Annotated in this window: 20 protein-coding genes; 15 read left to right on the top strand and 5 right to left on the bottom strand. The window is 57.6% G+C overall.

Features of this window, described 5'->3' with window-relative positions; translation table 11 throughout:
* The 3 genes from MWH02_RS06815 (at position 1) to MWH02_RS06805 (ending at position 3,591) form a co-directional block, all read left to right on the top strand.
* Positions 1 to 774, top strand: a complete 774-nt coding sequence (locus tag MWH02_RS06815; protein WP_271460127.1) for a glucosamine-6-phosphate deaminase — start codon at positions 1 to 3, stop codon at positions 772 to 774.
* Positions 767 to 1,936 (top strand): N-acetylglucosamine-6-phosphate deacetylase, encoded by a 1,170-nt coding sequence (locus tag MWH02_RS06810; protein WP_271460126.1) that lies wholly within the window; start codon positions 767 to 769, stop codon positions 1,934 to 1,936. The genes MWH02_RS06815 and MWH02_RS06810 overlap by 8 nt, the downstream gene beginning before the upstream one ends.
* A gap of 125 nt (positions 1,937 to 2,061) precedes the next feature.
* Entirely contained in the window at positions 2,062 to 3,591 is a 1,530-nt protein-coding gene (locus tag MWH02_RS06805) for an FAD-dependent oxidoreductase (RefSeq protein WP_217547422.1), read from the top strand.
* A 153-nt stretch (positions 3,592 to 3,744) separates the two neighbouring features.
* On the opposite strand, the gene proC is transcribed toward MWH02_RS06805, so the two are convergent.
* A complete protein-coding gene (gene proC / locus MWH02_RS06800) occupies positions 3,745 to 4,557 on the bottom strand; it encodes a pyrroline-5-carboxylate reductase (RefSeq protein WP_271460125.1) in 813 nt (270 codons plus the stop codon).
* Between the two features lie 147 nt (positions 4,558 to 4,704).
* Between proC and MWH02_RS06795 the strand changes: the two genes are divergently transcribed.
* Positions 4,705 to 5,148, top strand: coding sequence for a YaiI/YqxD family protein (locus tag MWH02_RS06795; RefSeq protein ID WP_008106050.1), 444 nt, complete (start codon positions 4,705 to 4,707; stop codon positions 5,146 to 5,148).
* On the opposite strand, the gene MWH02_RS06790 is transcribed toward MWH02_RS06795, so the two are convergent.
* Positions 5,149 to 5,841 carry a DUF2076 domain-containing protein gene (locus tag MWH02_RS06790; protein WP_271460124.1) on the bottom strand — a complete coding sequence of 231 codons (693 nt, stop codon included), beginning with the start codon at positions 5,839 to 5,841 and terminating at the stop codon, positions 5,149 to 5,151. It lies immediately after the preceding gene.
* Between the two features lie 284 nt (positions 5,842 to 6,125).
* On the opposite strand from MWH02_RS06790, the gene aroL reads away from it, so the two are divergent.
* The 7 genes from aroL (at position 6,126) to ppnP (ending at position 11,826) form a co-directional block, all read left to right on the top strand.
* Complete coding sequence (gene aroL / locus MWH02_RS06785; RefSeq protein WP_271460123.1) at positions 6,126 to 6,650, top strand: shikimate kinase AroL; 525 nt, start codon at positions 6,126 to 6,128, stop codon at positions 6,648 to 6,650.
* A 108-nt stretch (positions 6,651 to 6,758) separates the two neighbouring features.
* The gene (locus MWH02_RS06780) at positions 6,759 to 6,950 is read left to right on the top strand and encodes a YaiA family protein (protein WP_101762471.1); all 192 of its coding nucleotides are present in this window, start codon (positions 6,759 to 6,761) and stop codon (positions 6,948 to 6,950) included.
* A 357-nt stretch (positions 6,951 to 7,307) separates the two neighbouring features.
* Complete coding sequence (locus tag MWH02_RS06775; RefSeq protein WP_192413994.1) at positions 7,308 to 8,060, top strand: IclR family transcriptional regulator; 753 nt, start codon at positions 7,308 to 7,310, stop codon at positions 8,058 to 8,060.
* Between the two features lie 189 nt (positions 8,061 to 8,249).
* Positions 8,250 to 9,809 carry an OPT/YSL family transporter gene (locus MWH02_RS06770; protein WP_271460122.1) on the top strand — a complete coding sequence of 520 codons (1,560 nt, stop codon included), beginning with the start codon at positions 8,250 to 8,252 and terminating at the stop codon, positions 9,807 to 9,809.
* A gap of 15 nt (positions 9,810 to 9,824) precedes the next feature.
* Positions 9,825 to 10,757, top strand: a complete 933-nt coding sequence (locus MWH02_RS06765; protein ID WP_210081288.1) for a DUF1177 domain-containing protein — start codon at positions 9,825 to 9,827, stop codon at positions 10,755 to 10,757.
* Between the two features lie 2 nt (positions 10,758 to 10,759).
* Positions 10,760 to 11,437 (top strand): AroM family protein, encoded by a 678-nt coding sequence (locus MWH02_RS06760; protein WP_101762467.1) that lies wholly within the window; start codon positions 10,760 to 10,762, stop codon positions 11,435 to 11,437.
* 104 nt (positions 11,438 to 11,541) lie between these two features.
* Positions 11,542 to 11,826: a pyrimidine/purine nucleoside phosphorylase gene (gene ppnP / locus MWH02_RS06755; protein ID WP_101762466.1), complete on the top strand. Its 285-nt coding sequence runs from the start codon at positions 11,542 to 11,544 to the stop codon at positions 11,824 to 11,826.
* A gap of 127 nt (positions 11,827 to 11,953) precedes the next feature.
* On the opposite strand, the gene rdgC is transcribed toward ppnP, so the two are convergent.
* Positions 11,954 to 12,865, bottom strand: coding sequence for a recombination-associated protein RdgC (gene rdgC, locus MWH02_RS06750; RefSeq protein ID WP_101762465.1), 912 nt, complete (start codon positions 12,863 to 12,865; stop codon positions 11,954 to 11,956).
* Between the two features lie 145 nt (positions 12,866 to 13,010).
* Here rdgC and mak point away from each other — a divergent pair, with 145 nt between their 5' ends.
* The gene (gene mak, locus MWH02_RS06745; protein ID WP_110867766.1) at positions 13,011 to 13,922 is read left to right on the top strand and encodes a fructokinase; all 912 of its coding nucleotides are present in this window, start codon (positions 13,011 to 13,013) and stop codon (positions 13,920 to 13,922) included.
* Between the two features lie 308 nt (positions 13,923 to 14,230).
* On the opposite strand, the gene eat is transcribed toward mak, so the two are convergent.
* Positions 14,231 to 15,595, bottom strand: a complete 1,365-nt coding sequence (eat, locus tag MWH02_RS06740) for an ethanolamine permease (protein WP_061717487.1) — start codon at positions 15,593 to 15,595, stop codon at positions 14,231 to 14,233.
* A 259-nt stretch (positions 15,596 to 15,854) separates the two neighbouring features.
* Here eat and MWH02_RS06735 point away from each other — a divergent pair, with 259 nt between their 5' ends.
* Together MWH02_RS06735 and qhpR are read left to right on the top strand one after the other, a co-directional pair.
* Positions 15,855 to 16,859 (top strand): phosphotransferase enzyme family protein, encoded by a 1,005-nt coding sequence (locus tag MWH02_RS06735; protein WP_271460121.1) that lies wholly within the window; start codon positions 15,855 to 15,857, stop codon positions 16,857 to 16,859.
* A 151-nt stretch (positions 16,860 to 17,010) separates the two neighbouring features.
* Positions 17,011 to 18,102, top strand: coding sequence for an AraC-like transcriptional regulator QhpR (gene qhpR, locus MWH02_RS06730; RefSeq protein WP_271460120.1), 1,092 nt, complete (start codon positions 17,011 to 17,013; stop codon positions 18,100 to 18,102).
* On the opposite strand, the gene MWH02_RS06725 is transcribed toward qhpR, so the two are convergent.
* A complete protein-coding gene (locus tag MWH02_RS06725; RefSeq protein WP_271460119.1) occupies positions 18,032 to 18,451 on the bottom strand; it encodes a cell envelope integrity TolA family protein in 420 nt (139 codons plus the stop codon). The genes qhpR and MWH02_RS06725 overlap by 71 nt on opposite strands.
* 154 nt (positions 18,452 to 18,605) lie before the next feature.
* Here MWH02_RS06725 and MWH02_RS06720 point away from each other — a divergent pair, with 154 nt between their 5' ends.
* The gene (locus MWH02_RS06720) at positions 18,606 to 19,283 is read left to right on the top strand and encodes a CsgG/HfaB family protein (RefSeq protein WP_101762459.1); all 678 of its coding nucleotides are present in this window, start codon (positions 18,606 to 18,608) and stop codon (positions 19,281 to 19,283) included.
* Positions 19,284 to 19,293: the final 10 nt, after the last annotated feature.

Raw genomic sequence — 19,293 nt, 5'->3', positions numbered from 1 at the left:
ATGACGCTATTACAACAGGGAACCCGAGATCGCTTACGGATCAAACGCTTCGCCAGCCGCGCGGCATTAGGTGCTGCTGCTGCGCAGGATGTGGCCGCGTTTCTGCGTCAACGGCTGAGTGAACAGCATGTGGTGCGCATGGTGTTTGCCGCCGCGCCATCGCAAAACGAATTTCTCGACGCGCTGGTTGCGGCTGGGGATATCGACTGGTCGCGTATTCACGCTTTCCATATGGACGAGTACATCGGGCTGGAGACGGATGCGCCGCAGCGTTTCAGCCACTTTTTACGCCAGAAGCTGTTTGATAGGGTGCAGCCTGGCGAAGTCCATCTACTTCCCTCTTGCGGCGATCCTGCCGCGATCTGTGCGGATTACGCGGCAAAACTTACCGCTGCACCGATTGATGCGGTGTGTCTGGGGATTGGCGAGAATGGCCATTTAGCCTTCAACGATCCGCCAGTGGCCGACTTCAACGATCCTTTCTCCGTTAAGGTGGTGCAGCTGGATAATGCCTGCCGCCAGCAGCAGGTCAACGATGGCTGTTTCGCCAGTTTCGAGGCGGTACCGACGCATGCCGTGACGCTAACGATTCCCGCCTTGATGAGTGGTGCGCGGCTGTTCTGCATGGTGCCGGGTGCGAGCAAACGCGCGGCGGTGCGGGCAACGCTTGAGGATGCGATCTCCACCGCGTGTCCGGCGACGTGTCTGCGCCAGCATGCCGATTGCACGCTCTATACCGACAGCGATGCCTGCCCGGAGGTGACCTTTGACTAACCTCATTTTGCGCGGTCGCGATTACCGCACGCTGCAACCGATTGAGCTGGAGATTGAGCACGGCACCATCAGTGATGTGCGCGCGCTGAATAAACTGGAAGAGGAGATCATCCTCGCGCCGGGCTTGGTCGATCTGCAGGTCAACGGCTTTCAGGGCGTCGATTTCAACCACTTTCCTTTTAGCGAAGAGGATGTGCTAAACGCCACGTGCGCGCTGTGGCAGCAGGGCGTCACCAGCTTTCTGCCAACGGTGATCACCGCCATGCCGGAGGAAATTGCGCAGGCGATGCAGCGACTCGCCAGCGCCCGCCAGCATCATCCTGACGTGGCACGCGCCGTTCCGGGGTTTCATCTGGAAGGACCTTTTTTGTCGCCTGAAGATGGGCCGCGCGGTGCGCATCTGCGCGAGGCGATTCGCGCACCGGATATTGCGCTGTTCGACAGCTGGCAGCAAGCCGCGCAGCAGCATATTCGCCTGCTCACGCTGTCGCCGGAATGGCCGCACAGCGATGCGCTGATCAAACATTGTGTGGCGCAGCAGGTGCGCGTCGCCATTGGGCATACGTCCGCCACGCCAGCGCAAATTCACGCGGCGGTTGACGCGGGCGCCACGCTCTCCACCCATCTCGGCAACGGCGCGCATCTGCAACTGCCGCGTCATCCCAATTACATCTGGCAGCAGCTGGCGGAAGATGCGCTGACGGCCACGTTGATTGCCGATGGCGATCACCTGCCGGCGGACGTGTTGAAAGTGTTCCTGCGTGCCAAAGGCGAGCAGGCGCTGCTGGTCAGTGACGTCACCTCGTTCGCTGGGCAGCCGCCGGGCATCTACGACACCGCGATTGGCGGCCGCGTGCAGCTTAGCGCTAGCGGACGCCTGAGCATCGCCGATGCGCCGCAGCTGCTGGCGGGATCGGCGCGTGGTTTGCTGGAGGGCGTGAACTTCCTGCTGCGCCATCAGCTGGCGACGCTGGCGCAGGCGATTGAGATGGCGTCTGTTCGTCCGGCGCGGCAGCTCAATCTGCCGCAGCAACAAGGTTTGGCCTGCGGCGCACCCGCCGATGTGCTGCTGCTGGCTGCTCAGGCGGACGGCGGCGTGGCTTTACGCGGCTGTGTGAAGCAAGGCGCTGTCGTGTGGCGGGATGGTGAAGATTATCTTTAGCGAATAAACAATAACTTACCTACCGTAGCGCGTTGTCGATGCGGACAAATCACCATGCTTTGCCAGGCTTACTCTTTGTAGGGATTTGCTGATTACCTCAAAAACCACAAGAAAGGAGGCCTAACGTGAGCTATCAAACTGTCGTGGAACTCAAGTCGCTGGCACAGCGCAAACCCACCAAATTTACCGTCGGCGACACCGATGTGGTACTGATTCGTGACGATGAGCGGGTGCAGGCGTTTCAGGCCAAATGCCCGCACGCCGGGGCGCCGTTAGAGCAGGGCGCGGTGTGTGGCGACAAGCTGATCTGTCCGTGGCACAAAGCGGTGTTTCAGCTGCAGGATGGGCAGATGTGCGAGCCGCTGGCGCTGGCGAATCTCAAGCGTTATCCGGTGCGCATCGAACAAGGCAAAGTGCTGGTCAGCCCGCAGGCGATGTCGCCCGCCAGTGCGCCCTCCGCACAAGGTGAGTCACCGGTATGCGTGATTCTCGGTTCGGGCGCGGCGGGAAGTGCGGCGATCTGGACGCTGCGCGATGAAGGTTTTAAAGGGCATATTGTGTTGATCGAGCGGGAATCGGCCGCACCTTACGATCGCACAGCACTGAGCAAATTCGTGCCGTCCGGCAAAATGGCGATTGAGGATGTACCTAAGCTGCTGCAGCAGGATGTGCTGGGCACGGTGGAGCGGATTCAGGGCGATGTCGAGCAGCTCAAAGCGCTTGAGCAAACGCTGATCCTTAAAGGCGGTCAGCAAGTGAAGTTTGACCAACTGCTCATTGCCAGCGGCGGCGTGCCGCAACCGCTCGATATACCGGGTAAAGATCTCGATGGCGTGCATCTGCTGCGATCGCTTAATCAAGCCGATGAGTTACTCAAAGAGGTGGATAAAACCGAGCAGCTGGTGATTATCGGCAACAGCTTTATCGGCATGGAGATGGCAGGTTCGCTGCGTAATCGTGATGTTGATGTCACGGTGATTGCGCGCCAGCCGCTGCCGTTTGCTAAACAGTTTGGCGAAGAGATTGGCCGCCACTTTTACGATCTGCATCGCAGCAACGGCGTGAAGTTTGTCGAAGGCGATCCCATGGCGCTGGAAGGCGAGGGCAAAGTCACTGCCGTGCGCCTGAAGAGTGGCAAAAAAGTTGATGCCAGCCTGGTGCTGTTTGGCACGGGCGTGGTGCCGGCGACCTCATTCATCCACGACCTGCCGCTGGAGGACGATGGCAGCTTGCTTACCGACAGCCAGCTGCGCGTGGCCGATAACATCTGGGTGGCCGGTGATATCGCCAGTTATCCGTCGGTGCAGGGCCCACAACGCATTGAGCACTATCGCGTGGCGCACCAGCAAGGGCGCATCGCGGCGCTGAATATGTTAGGGAAAAAGATCCTGTATGACCGCGTGCCGTTCTTCTGGACCGCGCATTACGGTACCCGCTATGAGTATCTGGGGCATGCGGAAGAGTGGGACGATTACCGGCTGCTGGGATCGCTGCAGAATAAGCAGTTTATCGCTTTCTATTGTCAGGAGGGGATGATTGCGGCGGTGTGTTCTGCCGGGTTATATACGCTGACAGCAGCGCTGGTGCAGGAGATGCAGCAGCCCATGACGCTGGCGCAGGGTATTGCGCTGTATGAGGCGTACGCAGCGGCCTGATGCCCTCACCCCGGCCCTCTCCCACAGGGAGAGGGAGACGCAGCCACATGCCCGATCGGACCCCTCTCCCACATGCGCGAGTTCGCCACATGCTCGATCCGTTCCCTCTCCGGCTTGCGGGAGAGGGTTAGCGTGAGGGGCAAAGCGCACCGATCACTGCTTACTCAACGCCTCTGACTTCGCCATACACTGCTGCATCGCATTCATCACCGCGGCGCGGAAGCCTTTCTCTTCCAGCACTTTCACCGCTTCGATGGTGGTGCCGCCTGGCGAGCACACCATATCTTTCAGCTCGCCGGGATGCTTGCCGGTTTCCAGCACCATCTGCGCCGAACCTTTGACCGCCTGCGCCGCAAACTGATATGCCTGCGCACGCGGCATGCCGCCGAGCACCGCCGCATCGGCCATCGCTTCGATAAACATAAACACATAGGCTGGCGCTGAGCCGCTCACGCCAACCACCGCGTGAATCAGGTATTCATTTACCACCGCCGCTTTGCCGAAGCTTTCGAAAATCCCCACCACTTCATCCACTTCATGCGCTTCCACCAGCACGTTTGGCGTCACCGAGGTCATACCTTCGTTCACCAGTGATGGCGTATTGGGCATCACGCGGATGATTTTGCGATCGTGGCCGAGCACCGATGCCAGAGAATCCAGCGTCACGCCTGCGGCGATCGAGACCACCAGCACATCTTTCTTCAGCTGGCCGGCAAGATCTTTCAGTACTTTGAGAATCACATTGGGTTTCACCGCGCCAAACAGGATATCCACTTCGCGCGCCAGACTTTCCACGCTGTCTGCGGCGGTGACGCCATATTGCTGCGCCATCGCCTGATTGGTGGCGGGCTTATGGTCGAACACCCAGATATTGGCGGGGGCGATCTGCCCGCTGTTGACCAGTCCGCTAATGATGGCTTTCGCCATATTGCCGCAGCCGACAAACCCGATTTTTTTATCCAGCATCGCTTTATCCTCTAAGTGGTTCATTTTCTGTGGGGGTAAGCTTACGTCAGCGAGGATTAATAACAAGGCGGGCGGCCAGCAAAAACAGTTGCCATTCTGCCGTAGCACGGCAAGATCAGCCTCATTGTCTGTGAAAAAGGAGTCATCATGTCGATTTGGGTTGATGCCGATGCCTGTCCCAATGTCATCAAAGAAGTGCTGTACCGCGCGGCTGAGCGCACCAAAGTTACCGTGACCTTTGTCGCCAACCAACCGCTGCGCGTGCCGCCGTCGCCGTGGCTGAAAACGCTGCAGGTTGCTGCCGGGTTTGACGTGGCGGATAACGAGATTGTGAAACGGGTGCAACCCGGCGAGCTGGTGATTACCGGCGATATTCCGCTGGCGGCAGAAGTGCTGGAGAAGGGCGCTGCGGCGCTCAATCCGCGCGGAGAGCGTTATTCGACAGACACCATTCGTCAGCGCTTAACCATGCGTGACTTTATGGAAACGATGCGCGCCAGCGGGATTCAGAGTGGCGGCCCGTCGACCTTAAGCCAACGCGACCGCCAACTGTTCGCCAATGAACTGGATAAGTGGTTACGTCAGCGCTGATCAGACGAAGCTATCATCGTCGTCAAAGTCGCCGCCGCTGCCAAAGTCACCGAAATCATTGTTGTCCGCCAGGTTGTTATCCCAGCCCGAGTTATCATTCAGGAACGCATTGTTGCTGTCGTTGCCGTTAAAGGTGTCGAGGCTGTTATCGACCTGCGGCAGCGCCGGTTCGTTGATGATGTTAACGATCTCTTCCGGCTGCGAATGGTGGAACATGCTGGTCAGCATATCCGCCATCACCACGCCGCCCGCCACGCCAACGGCCGTCTGCAATGCGCCGCCGAGGAAGCCGGTGCCGCGTGCCGCCGGCGCAGCAGATTGCTGCAGTGGTGGCGCATATTGCTGTTGTGGCTGCGGCGGTGGATTCCCCCACGCTGGCTGTTGTTGCGCCGCCGGGCGCGATCCGCCACCAAACAGGCTGGAAAGAAAACCGCCGCTGCTCTGCTGCGGTGCCTGTTGCTGCTGCGCCTGCGCCAGACGATTTTCCAGATCCGTAACCTGCGCATTAAGCTTTTTCAGCGCCGCTTCCTGAATCAGGATCGCCTGTGACATGTAGTAAGGCGCGCCGGGCTGATTCTGTAAATGCTGTTTGATTAACTGCTCTGCGCCAGCATCACGCGGGCCGCTTTGCGTCTCAGCCTGTTTCAATCGGCTGAACAGGTTTTCAATAAGTTGTTGTTCTTCGCTTTGCATGGGGAACCCTCCGTTAAGGTATGCCTCATATATGAGGGCGCGACCGAAGAAAGTAAATCAGCGGCCTGGTAAGGAAATGTTGGCCGCTGTTACATTTGGCCCGATGCACGATTCATGCATTGTTTTTTGCAGCTTAATCAAACGACTAGCTTAGGATGTGACTGAAATACGCGTAAATCGTGCCTCGCGGGTGGCTGATAAAATAAAATCCAGGTATTATGCGACGCATTATTGACCTGATGACGTTGCCCGTGCGGCACAATTACGGCGGAGGATGAGCCTGGATGTCATTACCCATCTATCTGATCGGCGCACGCGGTTGCGGTAAAACCACGGTTGGCCAGGCGCTGTCGCAAGCGCTGGGCTATGCCTTCAACGATACCGATCACTATTTGCAACTCATTACGCAACGCAGCGTGGCGGAGATTGTCGCATCTGAAGGGTGGGATAGCTTCCGCGCCCGCGAAACGGAATCGCTGCGCGCGGTCACCGCTCCGAATACGGTCATCGCCACCGGCGGCGGCATGGTGCTGGCGGAAGTGAATTGTCGCTTTATGCGCGAACACGGCCAGGTGATTTGGCTGAACGCGCCTTCAGACGTGCTGGCCGATCGTCTGGAACATCAGCCGGAAGCCGCGCAGCGTCCCACCTTAACCGGCCGCCCGATTGCCGAAGAGATGGGCGATATTTTGCGTGAGCGTGCTCATTTGTATCGCCAAACCGCGCATCATGAAGTCAACGCGATGCAATCGCCCGATCGCGTAGTAGAGCAAATTCTGCAATCGCTCTCTTTAGCGCGCGCCAGCTAAACCCTCAGATTTCTCTCTGTTTTTTTGCAGCGATCCTCAGTTGTCTATACTTAGCGTTAGGCAGAGGATCACCGCTGTCTGTGGACAACTGATAGAAGAGGGAAAACAATGCCAACGAAACCACCCTATCCGCGCGTCGCGCGTATTGTCGCCGTTGAAAAAGGTTCGGCGGATCAAACCGTCACCTGGTATGAATTACGTGCCGACCATCCCAAACCCGATACATTAATAAGCGAACACAAAAGCGAAACCGAAGCGCAAGATGCCAAAGAGCGCTACGAAGACGCTGAAAAAGATTAAGTTTACCCGTCATATTTCAAGCTGCAGGTGCGTTGGCTGCATGTGTTCACCCCAGTCACTTACCTAAGTAAGCTCCTGGGGGATTCACCCATTTGCCGCCTCCCTGCAACTTGAACTCTATAGGGTAAAGAATTCAGCCGAAAAACTGCAATATTCCAAAAAAGTTACACACTTTCCTGCGGAATATTTAACTCACCTGATTACGTCATTTATTTCCCACTTCACGCCGTATTTTATTCTGCCTTAAATTCCCTCAGAAACGTCCGGCTTAAAATTTGCGCTTGACCGTCAAAGCGTCGCGCTTTACTTTCTGGTTATTGAAAGAGGAACTGTGTTCCATATAGTGAAACCAACGCCATGACCACACTCGAAAATGCCTCCGCTGTACTGAAGCTGTTTCAGCGCTTTGGCGTGACGCAGGGCCATCCCGGCTTGACCTTTACCGAGGTGGTGGATGCGTTAGGCATGCCGAAAAGCACGGTCTCGCGCCTGTTAGCGACCATGGAGAGTGAAGGCTTACTTGAGCGTGACACTGAAAGTCGCTGCTTCCAGATTGGTCGCGTGCTGCTGTCGGTGGCGGGTCACTATCTGTCGACGCCGCTAGTGGATAGCGCGTCGGCGCCGATGGCGCGCCTGGCGGCCAGCAGCGGTTGCATGGGTTATATCTCGGTGCTGGATGGCGACGATGTGCTGGTGATGCGCATGTATCACGGCCGTTTCTTCACCCAGTTGGTGACGCCGCCGGGCACGCGCGTTTCATTGACCGGCACTTCGACCGGACGCGTGCTGCTGGCGCAGCTCAGTGATGACGAGGTTCGCGAACGTTTTGCCAGCAACTGGCAGGCGGCTTCGATGAACTCGCCGCTGAGCGTCGATGCGTTATGCAAAGAGTTAGCGGTAATTCGCCAGCAAGGCTGGGCACTGGCGCGCAATGAGACGCTGCCGGGCATCAGTTCGCTGGCGGTCGCGGTAACCAATAAACATCGCGGTGAAAGTGCCGCTCTCTGTCTCTCGTTTTTATCGCAAGAAGCGGCGCCCGGATATCCGGAGAGGCTGCTCAGCGAACTACGCGCAACGGCTGCACTGATGGCCGAAAAATACGGCGCATAATCCTGTCCAAAACAGGGAACCCTATTTTAGTTTTGAAGGCGTTTATTCGCGCCACACCAGGGAAATAGCAGGTCTTCGGACCTGCTTATTTCAATAATCAGGGAACGATTAATATAAAAACGTTGATGTCCCACGTGTCGGGCACTTCGAATTAAAGCGTTTTCTACAGGGTGAAAATACGGGGATCTCATGCGTCAAAATAATCCAATAAAAAGCGTTGGCGTTGCCTTAATGCTGGTTCTGCTGTCCGTTGCCGGCGCCATCATTGGGGTTCAGCTTATTACCACCATTGGGGTAACACCCAATACCTCTATTATCGGCGCGCTGTTTGCCATGCTGCTGGCGCGTATTCCGCTGCAATGGTTTCGTCGCTATCGCTCCATTGAAGTACAAAACCTCGCGCAAACCGCCATCTCCTCTGCCACCTTCGGTGCGGCCAACAGCCTGTTGATGCCGATTGCGGTGCCGTGGGCGCTGGGTGAGCCGCAACTGGTGCTGCCGCTGTTTGTTGGCGTCAGCGCGGCGATGCTGCTCGATGCTTATTTACTCTATCGTCTATTTGATACCCGCGTCTTCCCGGCCAGCAATGCGTGGCCGCCGGGCGTGGCGGCAGCCGAAGCGATCAAAGCCGGTGACAAAGGCGGTCGTCAGGCTTGGCTGCTGGTGGTGGGGATTGTTGGCGGCATCGTGGGTTCGATGCTGAAGATCCCGATGTCGGCATTTGGTACCGCGTTTATCGGTAATATCTGGGCGCTCAGCATGCTAGGTATGGGTTTCCTGCTACGCGCCTACGCGCAACCGGTTGCTGGCATTGATATCAACGCACTCTATATTCCGCACGGCGTGATGGTCGGTGCCGGTTTGGTGGCGTTAATTCAGGTGGTGCAGGTGATTCGCAGCCGCCGCAATGATCAGGTCAACGTCAGCCGTAGCGACAGCGAAGTCAAACGTTCGCTGGGTTTCGGCACCGTCGGTTACATCGTCATCTCCACGCTGCTGGCGCTGGCGGGCGGTCTGTGGAGCCAGATGGGCCTGCCGATGCTGGTGCTGTTTATCCTTTACGCCGCCTTTGCTGCCTTCGTGCATGAATTGATTGTTGGTATCGCCGCCATGCACTCTGGCTGGTTCCCGGCCTTTGCGGTGGCGCTGATCACCCTGATTCTCGGTATTCTGCTCGGCTTCCCGCCGCTGGCGTTGTGCCTGCTGTGTGGCTTTACCGCCGCTACCGGTCCGGCGTTTGCCGATATGGGTTATGACCTGAAAGCCGGCTTTATCCTGCGCGGTAACGGTGCCGATGTGCAGCAAGAGCTGTGGGGCCGCCGTATCCAGCTGATCGCCGCGATGATTGCCTTTGTGATCTGTATTCCCGTGGTGTGGTACGCGCACACCATTTTCTTTGCCGAGAATCTGCTGCCGCCGGTGGCGCGCGTCTATGCCAAAACCATTCAGGCCGGTGCCGAACCGGGGATTGCCGGAAACCTGCTGATGTGGGCGATTCCGGGCGCGATTATTCAGTTGATCGGCGGACCAAAACGTCAGCTTGGCGTCCTGCTGGCGACCGGCTTGTTAATCAACAACGCCGCGGCAGGTTGGGCGGTGATGGTGGGCATCGCGCTGCGCATTATCATCCTGCGCGTGTGGGCCGAGCGTGGACGTTCACCGATGGAGGTGATGGCCGCCGGATTTATCGCGGGCGACGCGCTCTATAGCTTCTTCCATTCACTTTTTGCCAGCGGCAGCAAAAAATAATCCAGGAAATTGATGATGAGTTTACAGCAGACACTGCAGGTCTTTGAGTTACTCGATAGCGCTTACATCGATGGCCAACAGGTGGTCGATCTGTTCGCGGCCTATCCGGGCGTCACCGCCAGCACGAAACGCGTTAGCGGGCCAAAAGGGCGGACCGATTTCGTCCGCATCGATATCCCCGGTGCGCAGGGCAAAAGCAACGGCGGCAGTGCGCCAACACTCGGCATCATTGGCCGTCTCGGCGGTATCGGTGCGCGTCCAACGCGCATTGGTATGGTGTCGGATGCCGATGGCGCCGTCGCGGCGGTGAGCAGTGCGTTGAAGCTGGCGCAGATGCAGACCAAAGGCGACGTGCTGGCCGGTGATGTGATTATCACCACCCACATCTGCCCGGATGCGCCAACCCGTCCGCACGAGCCAGTCGATTTCATGGATTCGCCGTGCGACGACATCACCATGAATGACAACGAAGTGATCGCTGATGTTGATGCGATTCTGTCGATCGATACCACCAAAGGTAACCGCATTCTCAATCACAAAGGCTACGCGCTGTCGCCGACGGTGAAAGAGGGCTACATCCTGCGCGTATCAGAAGATCTGTTACGCATCATGGAGATGACCAGCGGCAAACCGGCGGTTACCTTCCCGATCACCACGCAGGACATCACGCCATACGGCAACGGGGTTTATCACCTCAACAGTATTTTGCAACCTTCCACCGCGACGGATGTACCGGTGGTCGGCGTGGCGATCTGTGCCGAATCGGTGGTGCCGGGCTGCGGCACCGGCGCCAGCCACGAAGTGGATATCGCTTTAGCAGTGAAGTTTGCGGTCGAAGTGGCGAAAGAGTTCGGGCGTGAAACCTGTCACTTCTACGACCCACAAGAGTACGCGCTGCTGCTCTCTTTGTATGGTAGTCTCAGCCATCTGCGCACCCGGAAAGCCTGATGATGAACATCTCCCTGGTCACACTGACGATTGGTCAATCACCGCGCAGCGACATTCTGCCGCTGCTGCTGGAACATCTGCCCGCCGATCAGGTGGCGCATGCCGGTTTACTCGACGGCCTGACGCTAGCCGAAGTTGAGCTGCAGTATGCGCCCGCGCCGGGTGACAAGGTGCTGGTATCGCGTATGACCAGCGGCGAGCAGGTGCGCCTGTCCGTAGCAAAAGTGGAGCTGGGACTGCAACGTAAGATTAACGCGCTGGAGCAGCAGGGCTATGACACCATTTTGCTGCTGTGCACCGGCGAGTTTGGCGCGCTGAAAACCCAATCCGCTTTGCTGCTGGAGCCCGATCGCATCATCCCACCGCTGGTACGCGCGATTGTGCAAGATCATAAAGTCGGGATTGTGGTGCCGGTGGAAGAGCAGATTGCCGAGCAGGCCAACAAGTGGCGCAATTTGATCACTCCGCCGTGTTTTGCCGTTGCCAGCCCGTATCTGGCGGAGCAGGCCGATTTGGTGGAAGCGGGATTGTCGCTGCAGGAGCAGGGCGCGGATGTGGTGGTGCTGGATTGCATCGGCTATCACCAGCAGCACCGCGATTTCCTGCAGAAAATGCTGGGTATCCCGGTGCTGCTGTCGAACGTGCTGGTGGCCAAGCTGGCGGCAGAATTGATCGTCTAACGCAGGGAGATCACAAGTTGCGATCTGTGGCGCTAATTCGCGTGACAGATCAGCGAGTTCCTTAGTAATCTGCCAGTCACGATAATGTGCTGTGAGGAAGTAATATGCTCAATACAAGTGAGTATTTCGACGGAAAAGTGAAATCCATTGGTTTCGACAGCGTGACCATTGGCCGTGCCAGCGTTGGCGTGATGGCCGAAGGTGAATACACCTTCGGCACCAATCAACCGGAAGAGATGACGGTGGTGAGCGGCGCGCTGAAAGTGCTGCTGCCGGGCGAAACCGAGTGGAAATGGTACGAAGCCGGCACCAGCTTCAACGTGCCAGGCCAAAGCGAATTCCATCTGCAGGTGGCAGAGCCTTCTTCTTATCTGTGCCGCTACCTCTAAACTCAAGCTTTAGAACATCTTAAACCTGCGACTTCTGTTGAAGCGCAGGTTTTTTTATTGCTCGACCCACGAAAATCCTGCGGGTTTGTCGTAGGGTCACCCTTAATGGCGATCAGGATCGAGAGGATTAACGCTTCGCTTCGCCGCCTAACGCTTCGACCAGATTGCCGATCAGCGCGGCCAGTTCGCTGGTCATAAGAATAAAATCGGCATCGAAACGCTGGGCGAAATCATCGCGGTCGATGTCATCATTCTGCTCACGCAGCGTGTCGCTGAACTTCAAACGCTTCACTGAAGCATCATCGGCAATAACGAACTGAATGCGTTCCTGCCAGTCAAGCGCTAGCTTGGTGACCACTTTACCGGCTTCAATGTGTGTAGCGATTTCGTCGGAAATCAGATCCTGCTTCTTACAGCGGATCACGCCGCCATCTTCCAGCATGGCTTTCAGCTCGGCTTCATCCATCAGGGCAAAACCGGCTGGCAGCTCACCTGAGCGCACCCATTCGGTCAGCGTCAGCTCGATCGGATTCTCCAGCGTCAGCGGTACCACCGGCAGCGAACCGAGGCTTTTACGCAGCAGCGCCAGCGTGTCTTCGGCTTTCTTGGCGCTGGCACAGTCGACGATGATCAGATTGTTAACGGTGTCGATCCACATATACGTCTGGCTGAAACGGCTAAACGCGCGTGGCAGCAAGCTGTGCAGCACTTCATCTTTCAGCGAATCTTTCTCGGTCTTCTTCAGCTTGCGGCTCTGTTCAGCTTCCAGCTTGTCGATTTTGGCTTCCAGCGCCTGCTTCACCACCGGCGACGGCAGAATCTTCTGCTCGGTGCGTGCACAAATCACCATCTGACCGTTGATTTCGTGCGTCAGCGCTTCGCTGCGGTTGCCCATCGGTGAAACCCAGCCGGTTTTCGCCATATCCTGGCTGCCGCATGGCGAAAAGGTAAAGGCGTCGAGCTGTTTTTCCAGATCGTCTGCGGACAGCGGAATGTCACGATTCAGACGATAAACCATCATATTTTTAAACCACAACATCGGGATTCCTTACCGTGGGTGCGATCGGGCGCACAAGTCTCAAAGTCAGCGCGCATGATAGCGAAACATCGGATTGGTTTCATTGCCTTTCCCGATTCAGCCTTCTACTGTATTGGTCACCAGAACGAATAATGAGGAATAAATCGTGCGCATCGGGATTGATTTAGGCGGGACCAAAATTGAAGTGATTGCACTGTCTGATCAGGGTCAGGAACTGTTCCGTCATCGCGTTAACACGCCGCGTGACGACTACGCTGCCACGGTTCAGGCGATTGTCGATTTAGTGCTGCTGGCGGAGGAGAAAACCGGCCAGCAGGGCACGGTCGGCATCGGCATTCCCGGCACGATTTCGCCCTACACGCAACGGGTGAAGAATGCCAACTCCACCTGGCTGAACGGTCAGCCGCTGGATAAGGATTTAGCGCAGGCGCTGAATCGTGACGTGCGCATCGCCAACGACGCGAATTGTCTGGCGGTTTCCGAAGCGGTAGATGGCGCGGGCGCGGGTCAGCCGCTGGTGTTTGCGGTGATTATCGGCACCGGATCGGGCGCGGGCGTAGCGATTGGCGGTGAGTCGCGCATTGGCGGTAACGGCAATGCTGGTGAGTGGGGCCACAATCCGCTGCCGTGGATGGATGAGGATGAATTGCGCCATCGCGCGGAAGTGCCCTGTTATTGCGGCTTGCAGGGCTGCATTGAGACCTTTGTATCGGGTACCGGCTTCGCTATCGATTATCAGCGTCTGAGCGGTAAAGCGCTGAAAGGCGCGGAGATCATCAAGCTGATTGAGCAGCAGGATCCGGTGGCGGAACTGGCGATGAATCGCTACGAAATGCGTCTGGCGAAATCACTGGCGCAGGTAGTGAATCTGCTGGATCCCGATGTGATTGTGTTGGGCGGCGGCATGAGTAACAACGATCGCCTGTACCAAACCGTGCCGGCGCTGATGAAGCAGTGGGTGTTTGGCCGCGAGTGTGAAACGCCAGTGCTGAAGGCGGTACATGGCGATTCGAGCGGCGTGCGCGGGGCGGCGTGGTTGTGGCCGTTGAAAGGGTAGTTTCTGGCACGCACCTCTGTATGTGCTCGCTTTCCCCCTCCTCGGTTTGTGCTCGCTTTCCCCCTCCTCGGTCCTCCCCCATAAATGGGGGAGGAAGATGCTGCCACATGTCAGTGAGGAAGCTGCATGTGGCAGCGTCTCCTTCCTCCGCTTGCGGGGGAAGGCCGGGATGGGGGACAGCGTGCACACTTCCACCAATGGGGGAGGAAGATGCTGCCACATGTCAGCGCTGAAGCTGCATGTGGCAGCGTCTCCTTCACCCGTTTACGGGGGAAGGCCGGGATGGGGGACAGCCAGCACTAACCCACTCACTCACCCACTAACATCGAATCCTGCGGCGCGTTATCACGCTGGGCTTTCGTCGCCAGGAAGTAGACATATCCCACCGCCATAATCGCCACAAACAAGCCGCCAATCACCGGGTTGAACCACAGCATCGCCACCAGACACACCAGCGACAGCACCAGCGCAATGCCCGGCACAATCGGATAGCCAGGCGCACGGAAGCTGCGTTCCATCTCTGGCGCAGTGCGACGCAGTTTAAACAGGCTCAGCATACTCATCAGATACATCACAATCGCGCCGAACACCGCCATGGTGATCATCGCAGCGGTCAGCGTCATGCCTTGCAGATTAATGAAACCATCGCTGTAGATCGCGGCGATGCCAATCAAACCGCCGGCGATAATCGCGCGGTGCGGCGTCTGAAAGCGCGACAGCTTCGCCAGACTTTGCGGCAGATAACCGGCGCGGGCGAGGGCGAAGAACTGGCGCGAATAGCCGAGAATAATGCCGTGGAAGCTGGCAATCAGACCAAACAGACCAATCCACACCAGCATGTGCATCCAGTTGGAGTTTTCACCGACAATCATCTTCATTGCCTGCGGCAGCGGATCGTTGATGTCCGACAGCTTGCGCCAGTCGCCAGCGCCACCGGCCAGCAGCATCACGCCAATCGCCAACACCACCAGCGTCAGAATGCCGGTGATATAGGCTTTGGGAATAGTGCGTTTGGGATCTTTGGCCTCTTCGGCCGCCATCGCCGCGCCTTCAATCGCCAGGAAGAACCAGATGGCGAACGGAATCGCGGCAAAGATGCCAGACATCGCCGGCATGCCGAAGTGATCGCTGCCCGCCCAGCCGTTAGCGGCAAAGTTGGCGATGCTGAAGCCCGGCGACACCACGCCCATAAACACCAGCAGCTCCAGAACCGCCAGCACAGTGACCACCAATTCGAACATCGCCGCCAGCTTAACACCGAGAATGTTCAGCGTCATGAAGACGATATAAGCGCCGACCGCGGCGGTTTTCGGATTGAGATCGGGATATTGCACGTTGAGGTAAGCGCCAATCGCCATGGCAATCGCCGGCGGTGCGAACACGAACTCAATCAGCGTGGCGAGGCCCGCGATCAAGCCGCCGGTTTCACCGAACGCGCGGCGGCTATAGGCAAACGGACCGCCCGCATGCGGAATCGCGGTGGTCAGTTCGGTAAAGCTGAAAATGAAGCAGGTATACATGGTGGCGATCATCGCGGTGGTAATCAGAAATCCCAGCGTGCCCGCCACGCCCCAGCCGTAACTCCAGCCAAAATATTCCCCGGAAATCACCAGTCCAACCGCAATGCCCCACAAATGCAGGGTGCCCAGCGTGGGTTTGAGCTTATTCGTCATCATCTTCTCCCCGTCGTCATTGTTGGTGCGGCAGCTTCACCGCGCTTTTTTATCTTTGCGCTACAGTGAAGTGATAATGCCGCTGCCGGGCGCGGGAAAACTTGACGCGGGCGCAGTGAGTTTTGTCCTCCACGGTCAACTCTGAGGCAAGAAAAGTGCCAGATGCACGCTGCGGTCAACTTTGGGTTGTCTGCGGTCAAGCAGTCAGGACGACGTCATCCCATGCTGATACCACTTGCTTGATGCTGGAGATTGATGAATGAGTGCCGAACAATCCGATACCTTAACCGATACTGAAATCACCCTGCTGGCGCATCAGGCGCTGGCCCGTTATCCCGCGGCACTGCGCGGCGAACTCAAGCTGCTGTGCCGCTCGGAAAATGCCACCTTCCTGTTGCAGGCGGCGGGCAAACGCTATGCGCTGCGTCTGCATCGTCCTAACTATCACAGCAAAGCGGACATTCAGAGCGAGCTGCTGTGGCTGGATGCGCTGCGTGACATTGGCATCATGGTGCCGCAGGCGATCCCGGCCAGCGAGGGTGAGACCGTGCTGACGCTGCCGATGGCAAACGGCGCCGAGCGCTACGCCGTGTTGTTCCACTGGATTGAGGGTGACATGCCCACCACCGATGTCGATCCCAAAGCGTTTCAGCAACTGGGTCACATCACCGCGCGCTTGCATCAGCACAGCCGCAGCTGGCAGAAACCGGCGGGTTTTCAGCGTATCATCTGGGATCATCACACCATGGTCAGCGATCATAGCCATTGGGGACGCTGGCAGGACGCGCCGAACCTCAATCCGGCCGATCACGGCATCGTCGCCGAAGCGGTAGCGCGCGTCGGGCAGGAGCTGCAGGGCTTTGGCAAAGGGGCGGATCGTTATGGTTTGATCCACGCCGATCTGCGTCTGACCAACCTGCTGCTGCATAAAGGCGAAACGCGGGTGATCGACTTTGATGACTGCGGACTCGGCTGGTATCTGCACGATCTGGCGGCGGCGATCAGTTTTGTTGAGCACCATCCGCGCGCCGCCGAATGGGTGGATAACTGGATCCTCGGTTACGAAAAAGTGGCGCACATCAGTGATGACGAGATGGCGCTGGTGCCGACGCTGCTGATCCAGCGCCGCATCCAGATGACCGCGTGGATGGGATCACACGCGGAAACGGAAATGGCACTGAGCCTTGGGCCGCGCTGGGCCGATCACTCGGTGCGCCTCTGCCGACGTTATCTGGAAACCAATCAGCTGCCGGTTGGCGTCTGATGCACCAGCAGTGAGCAGCTTTGCGCTGTCGCGGCGCAGCAAAGGTCGCCATTCATGGCGACCCTGCGACAAAATCCGCAAATCATTCGCCTGGTACGAATATTGCTGGAATCCTCAACCTGTTTCACTCGCGCCACACGCAGAGGTTCCGATGCAATCATTCATAACACCCACTGAAGCCTTGAGCGCCTTGTCCGTCAGCGCCAGCAACCGCGGCGTTTTGGCGGCGGCGGCCACCGGACTGAGCGGGTTTATCACTGACAAAGGCGGCGATGTCGATCGTATTTTTGGCATCAGCGGCATCAACTCCGAACTGCTGGCGAGCCCTACGCTAAGCCTGGGTTTGGTGAACTACTGCCGTGTAATGGAAGAGGCTGCGCGTCATTCCGGTTTTGATAACTTCGGTTTGCATTACGGTAAGCAGTTCAAACCGCAGTCATTAGGCTTGATCGGGTATATCGGCCTCTGTTCGCCCACGCTGGAGCAGGCGCTGCACAACGTGGTAAATGCCTTTCCGTGGCATCAGCACGACACGCTGACGCGGCTGGTGGATAAAGGCGAGTGCTGGCGGCTCGATTATCAGGTGCGCCACGGCGCGATCCTCTCCAGACGCCAGGATGCGGAGCTGACGCTCGGTATGTTTCTCAACTTGATCCGCCACGTTGCCGGCAAAAACTGGGCACCGCGTGAAGTGCACTTTGAACATCCGCGCCCGGAGCAGTGGCACGAGCACTGCAAAGTGTTTGATGCGCCGGTGTGGTTTGATCAACCGTTCAACTCATTACTGATCCCGAAACGCGATCTGCTGCGCAGCATGCCGGAACAAGATCCGATGTTGCTGATGGTGATGCAGGATGCTATCCGCCGCCTGAACAGTTGTGCCAGCCTGCAAAGCGTGGTGGAGCAGGCGCGATCGCAGGTCAATCTGTCACTGATGCAGGGCGAACCGGTGCTGGAAGATATTGCCGAAAAAATGGGCTTGTCGAGCTGGTCGCTGCAACGGCGGCTGCGTGAGGAGGGCATCAGTTTCACGGCGCTGGTGGACAAGGTGCGCTGCGAGATGGCGACGCACTATCTGCAACAGAAGCAGCTGCCGATCTCAGAGATGGCGCTGCTGCTCGGCTATTCCGAAGTCAGCGCCTTCTCCCGCGCCTTCCGCCGCTGGTTTGGCATCAGCCCGCGCCAGTGGCGCCAGGATGGCTCGGCGTTGCCGGGGCAAAACCGAACCACGCTGGCTGGCTAGCGTCCGGCGGCGGCGGTAAATGGTTGCTTTGACCAATCAACTGCCAGGCGCGCAGGCACAGCGTTTCGTCGCCTTGCGTCTGCGTCACCGCGTAGCGCCCGCTGTTTTGCCACTCAAGCCGCACCAGACATTGCTGACCGGCATAACGGCGCGCATCGCGGAAATGCTGGTTGAGCTGATGCTGCATCTCATCAGTCCACTTGCAGGATGCGCTGCCCGGCGCGCTCTGCGGCTGACACAGATTGGCGATGCTATCCTGTTGCTTTGGCTCAGAATGCTGACAAGCGCTGAGGCCCACAACAATCATTAACCCGCCCAATAATCCCGCCATTCGATTAATTAAATTCATTAATATGCCTGTACTTTCACTAAAGTTCCTCTCTCTCACTGCCGACAGTCTACAGACCGACTCAACCAATGCTATGGCATTACTCTGACTGTCGGCAGAACCAGAATTTGCCGCAGCCTTGCGGCTTTATCTCCTTTTGATTCATGGATTAGAAATGCAGAAAAAATATGCCCTTGCGGCACTCTCCTTGTTAAGCGCCACGCTGCTCAGCGGCTGCGCGACCGAATCGTCACGCGCCATTGAAGCGCCACAGGTACGTGCGGCCAGCCAGCCCGCGTATCAGGGCGTGCGCAGCCCGATTGCGGTTGGCCAGTTTGATAATCGCTCCTCGTACATGAACGGCATCTTCTCCGATGGCGTGGATCGTCTTGGCAATCAGTCGAAAACCATTTTGGTCACGCACCTGCAGCAGACCAATCGCTTCAACGTGCTGGATCGCAGCAACCTGAAAGAGTTGCAGCAGGAAGCCGGCTTTAAGAAGAGCGAGCAGAACATCAAAGGTGCGACTTACATCATCACCGGCGATATCACCGAATTTGGTCGCAAAGAAGTGGGCGATCAGCAGCTGTGGGGCATTTTGGGGCGCGGTAAGAACCAGATCGCCTATGCCAAAGTCAACCTGAATGTGGTGGATGTCACCACCTCAGAAGTGGTGTACAGCGCGCAGGGCGCGGGTGAATTCAAGCTGTCAGCGCGTGAGATCGTCGGTTTCGGCGGCACCGCCAGCTATGACTCCACTCTCAACGGCAAAGTGATGGATCTGGCGATTCGTGAAGCGGTAGATCATTTAGTGGATGGCATTAACAGTGGCGCATGGCGTCCGGCGAAATAAGGATATTGAG

The organism is Pantoea leporis, from assembly GCF_028048155.1.
Classification (GTDB): domain Bacteria; phylum Pseudomonadota; class Gammaproteobacteria; order Enterobacterales; family Enterobacteriaceae; genus Pantoea; species Pantoea leporis.
The sequence above is the reverse complement of the archived record's forward strand: the minus strand, read 5'-3'. Positions and strand labels throughout refer to the sequence as shown.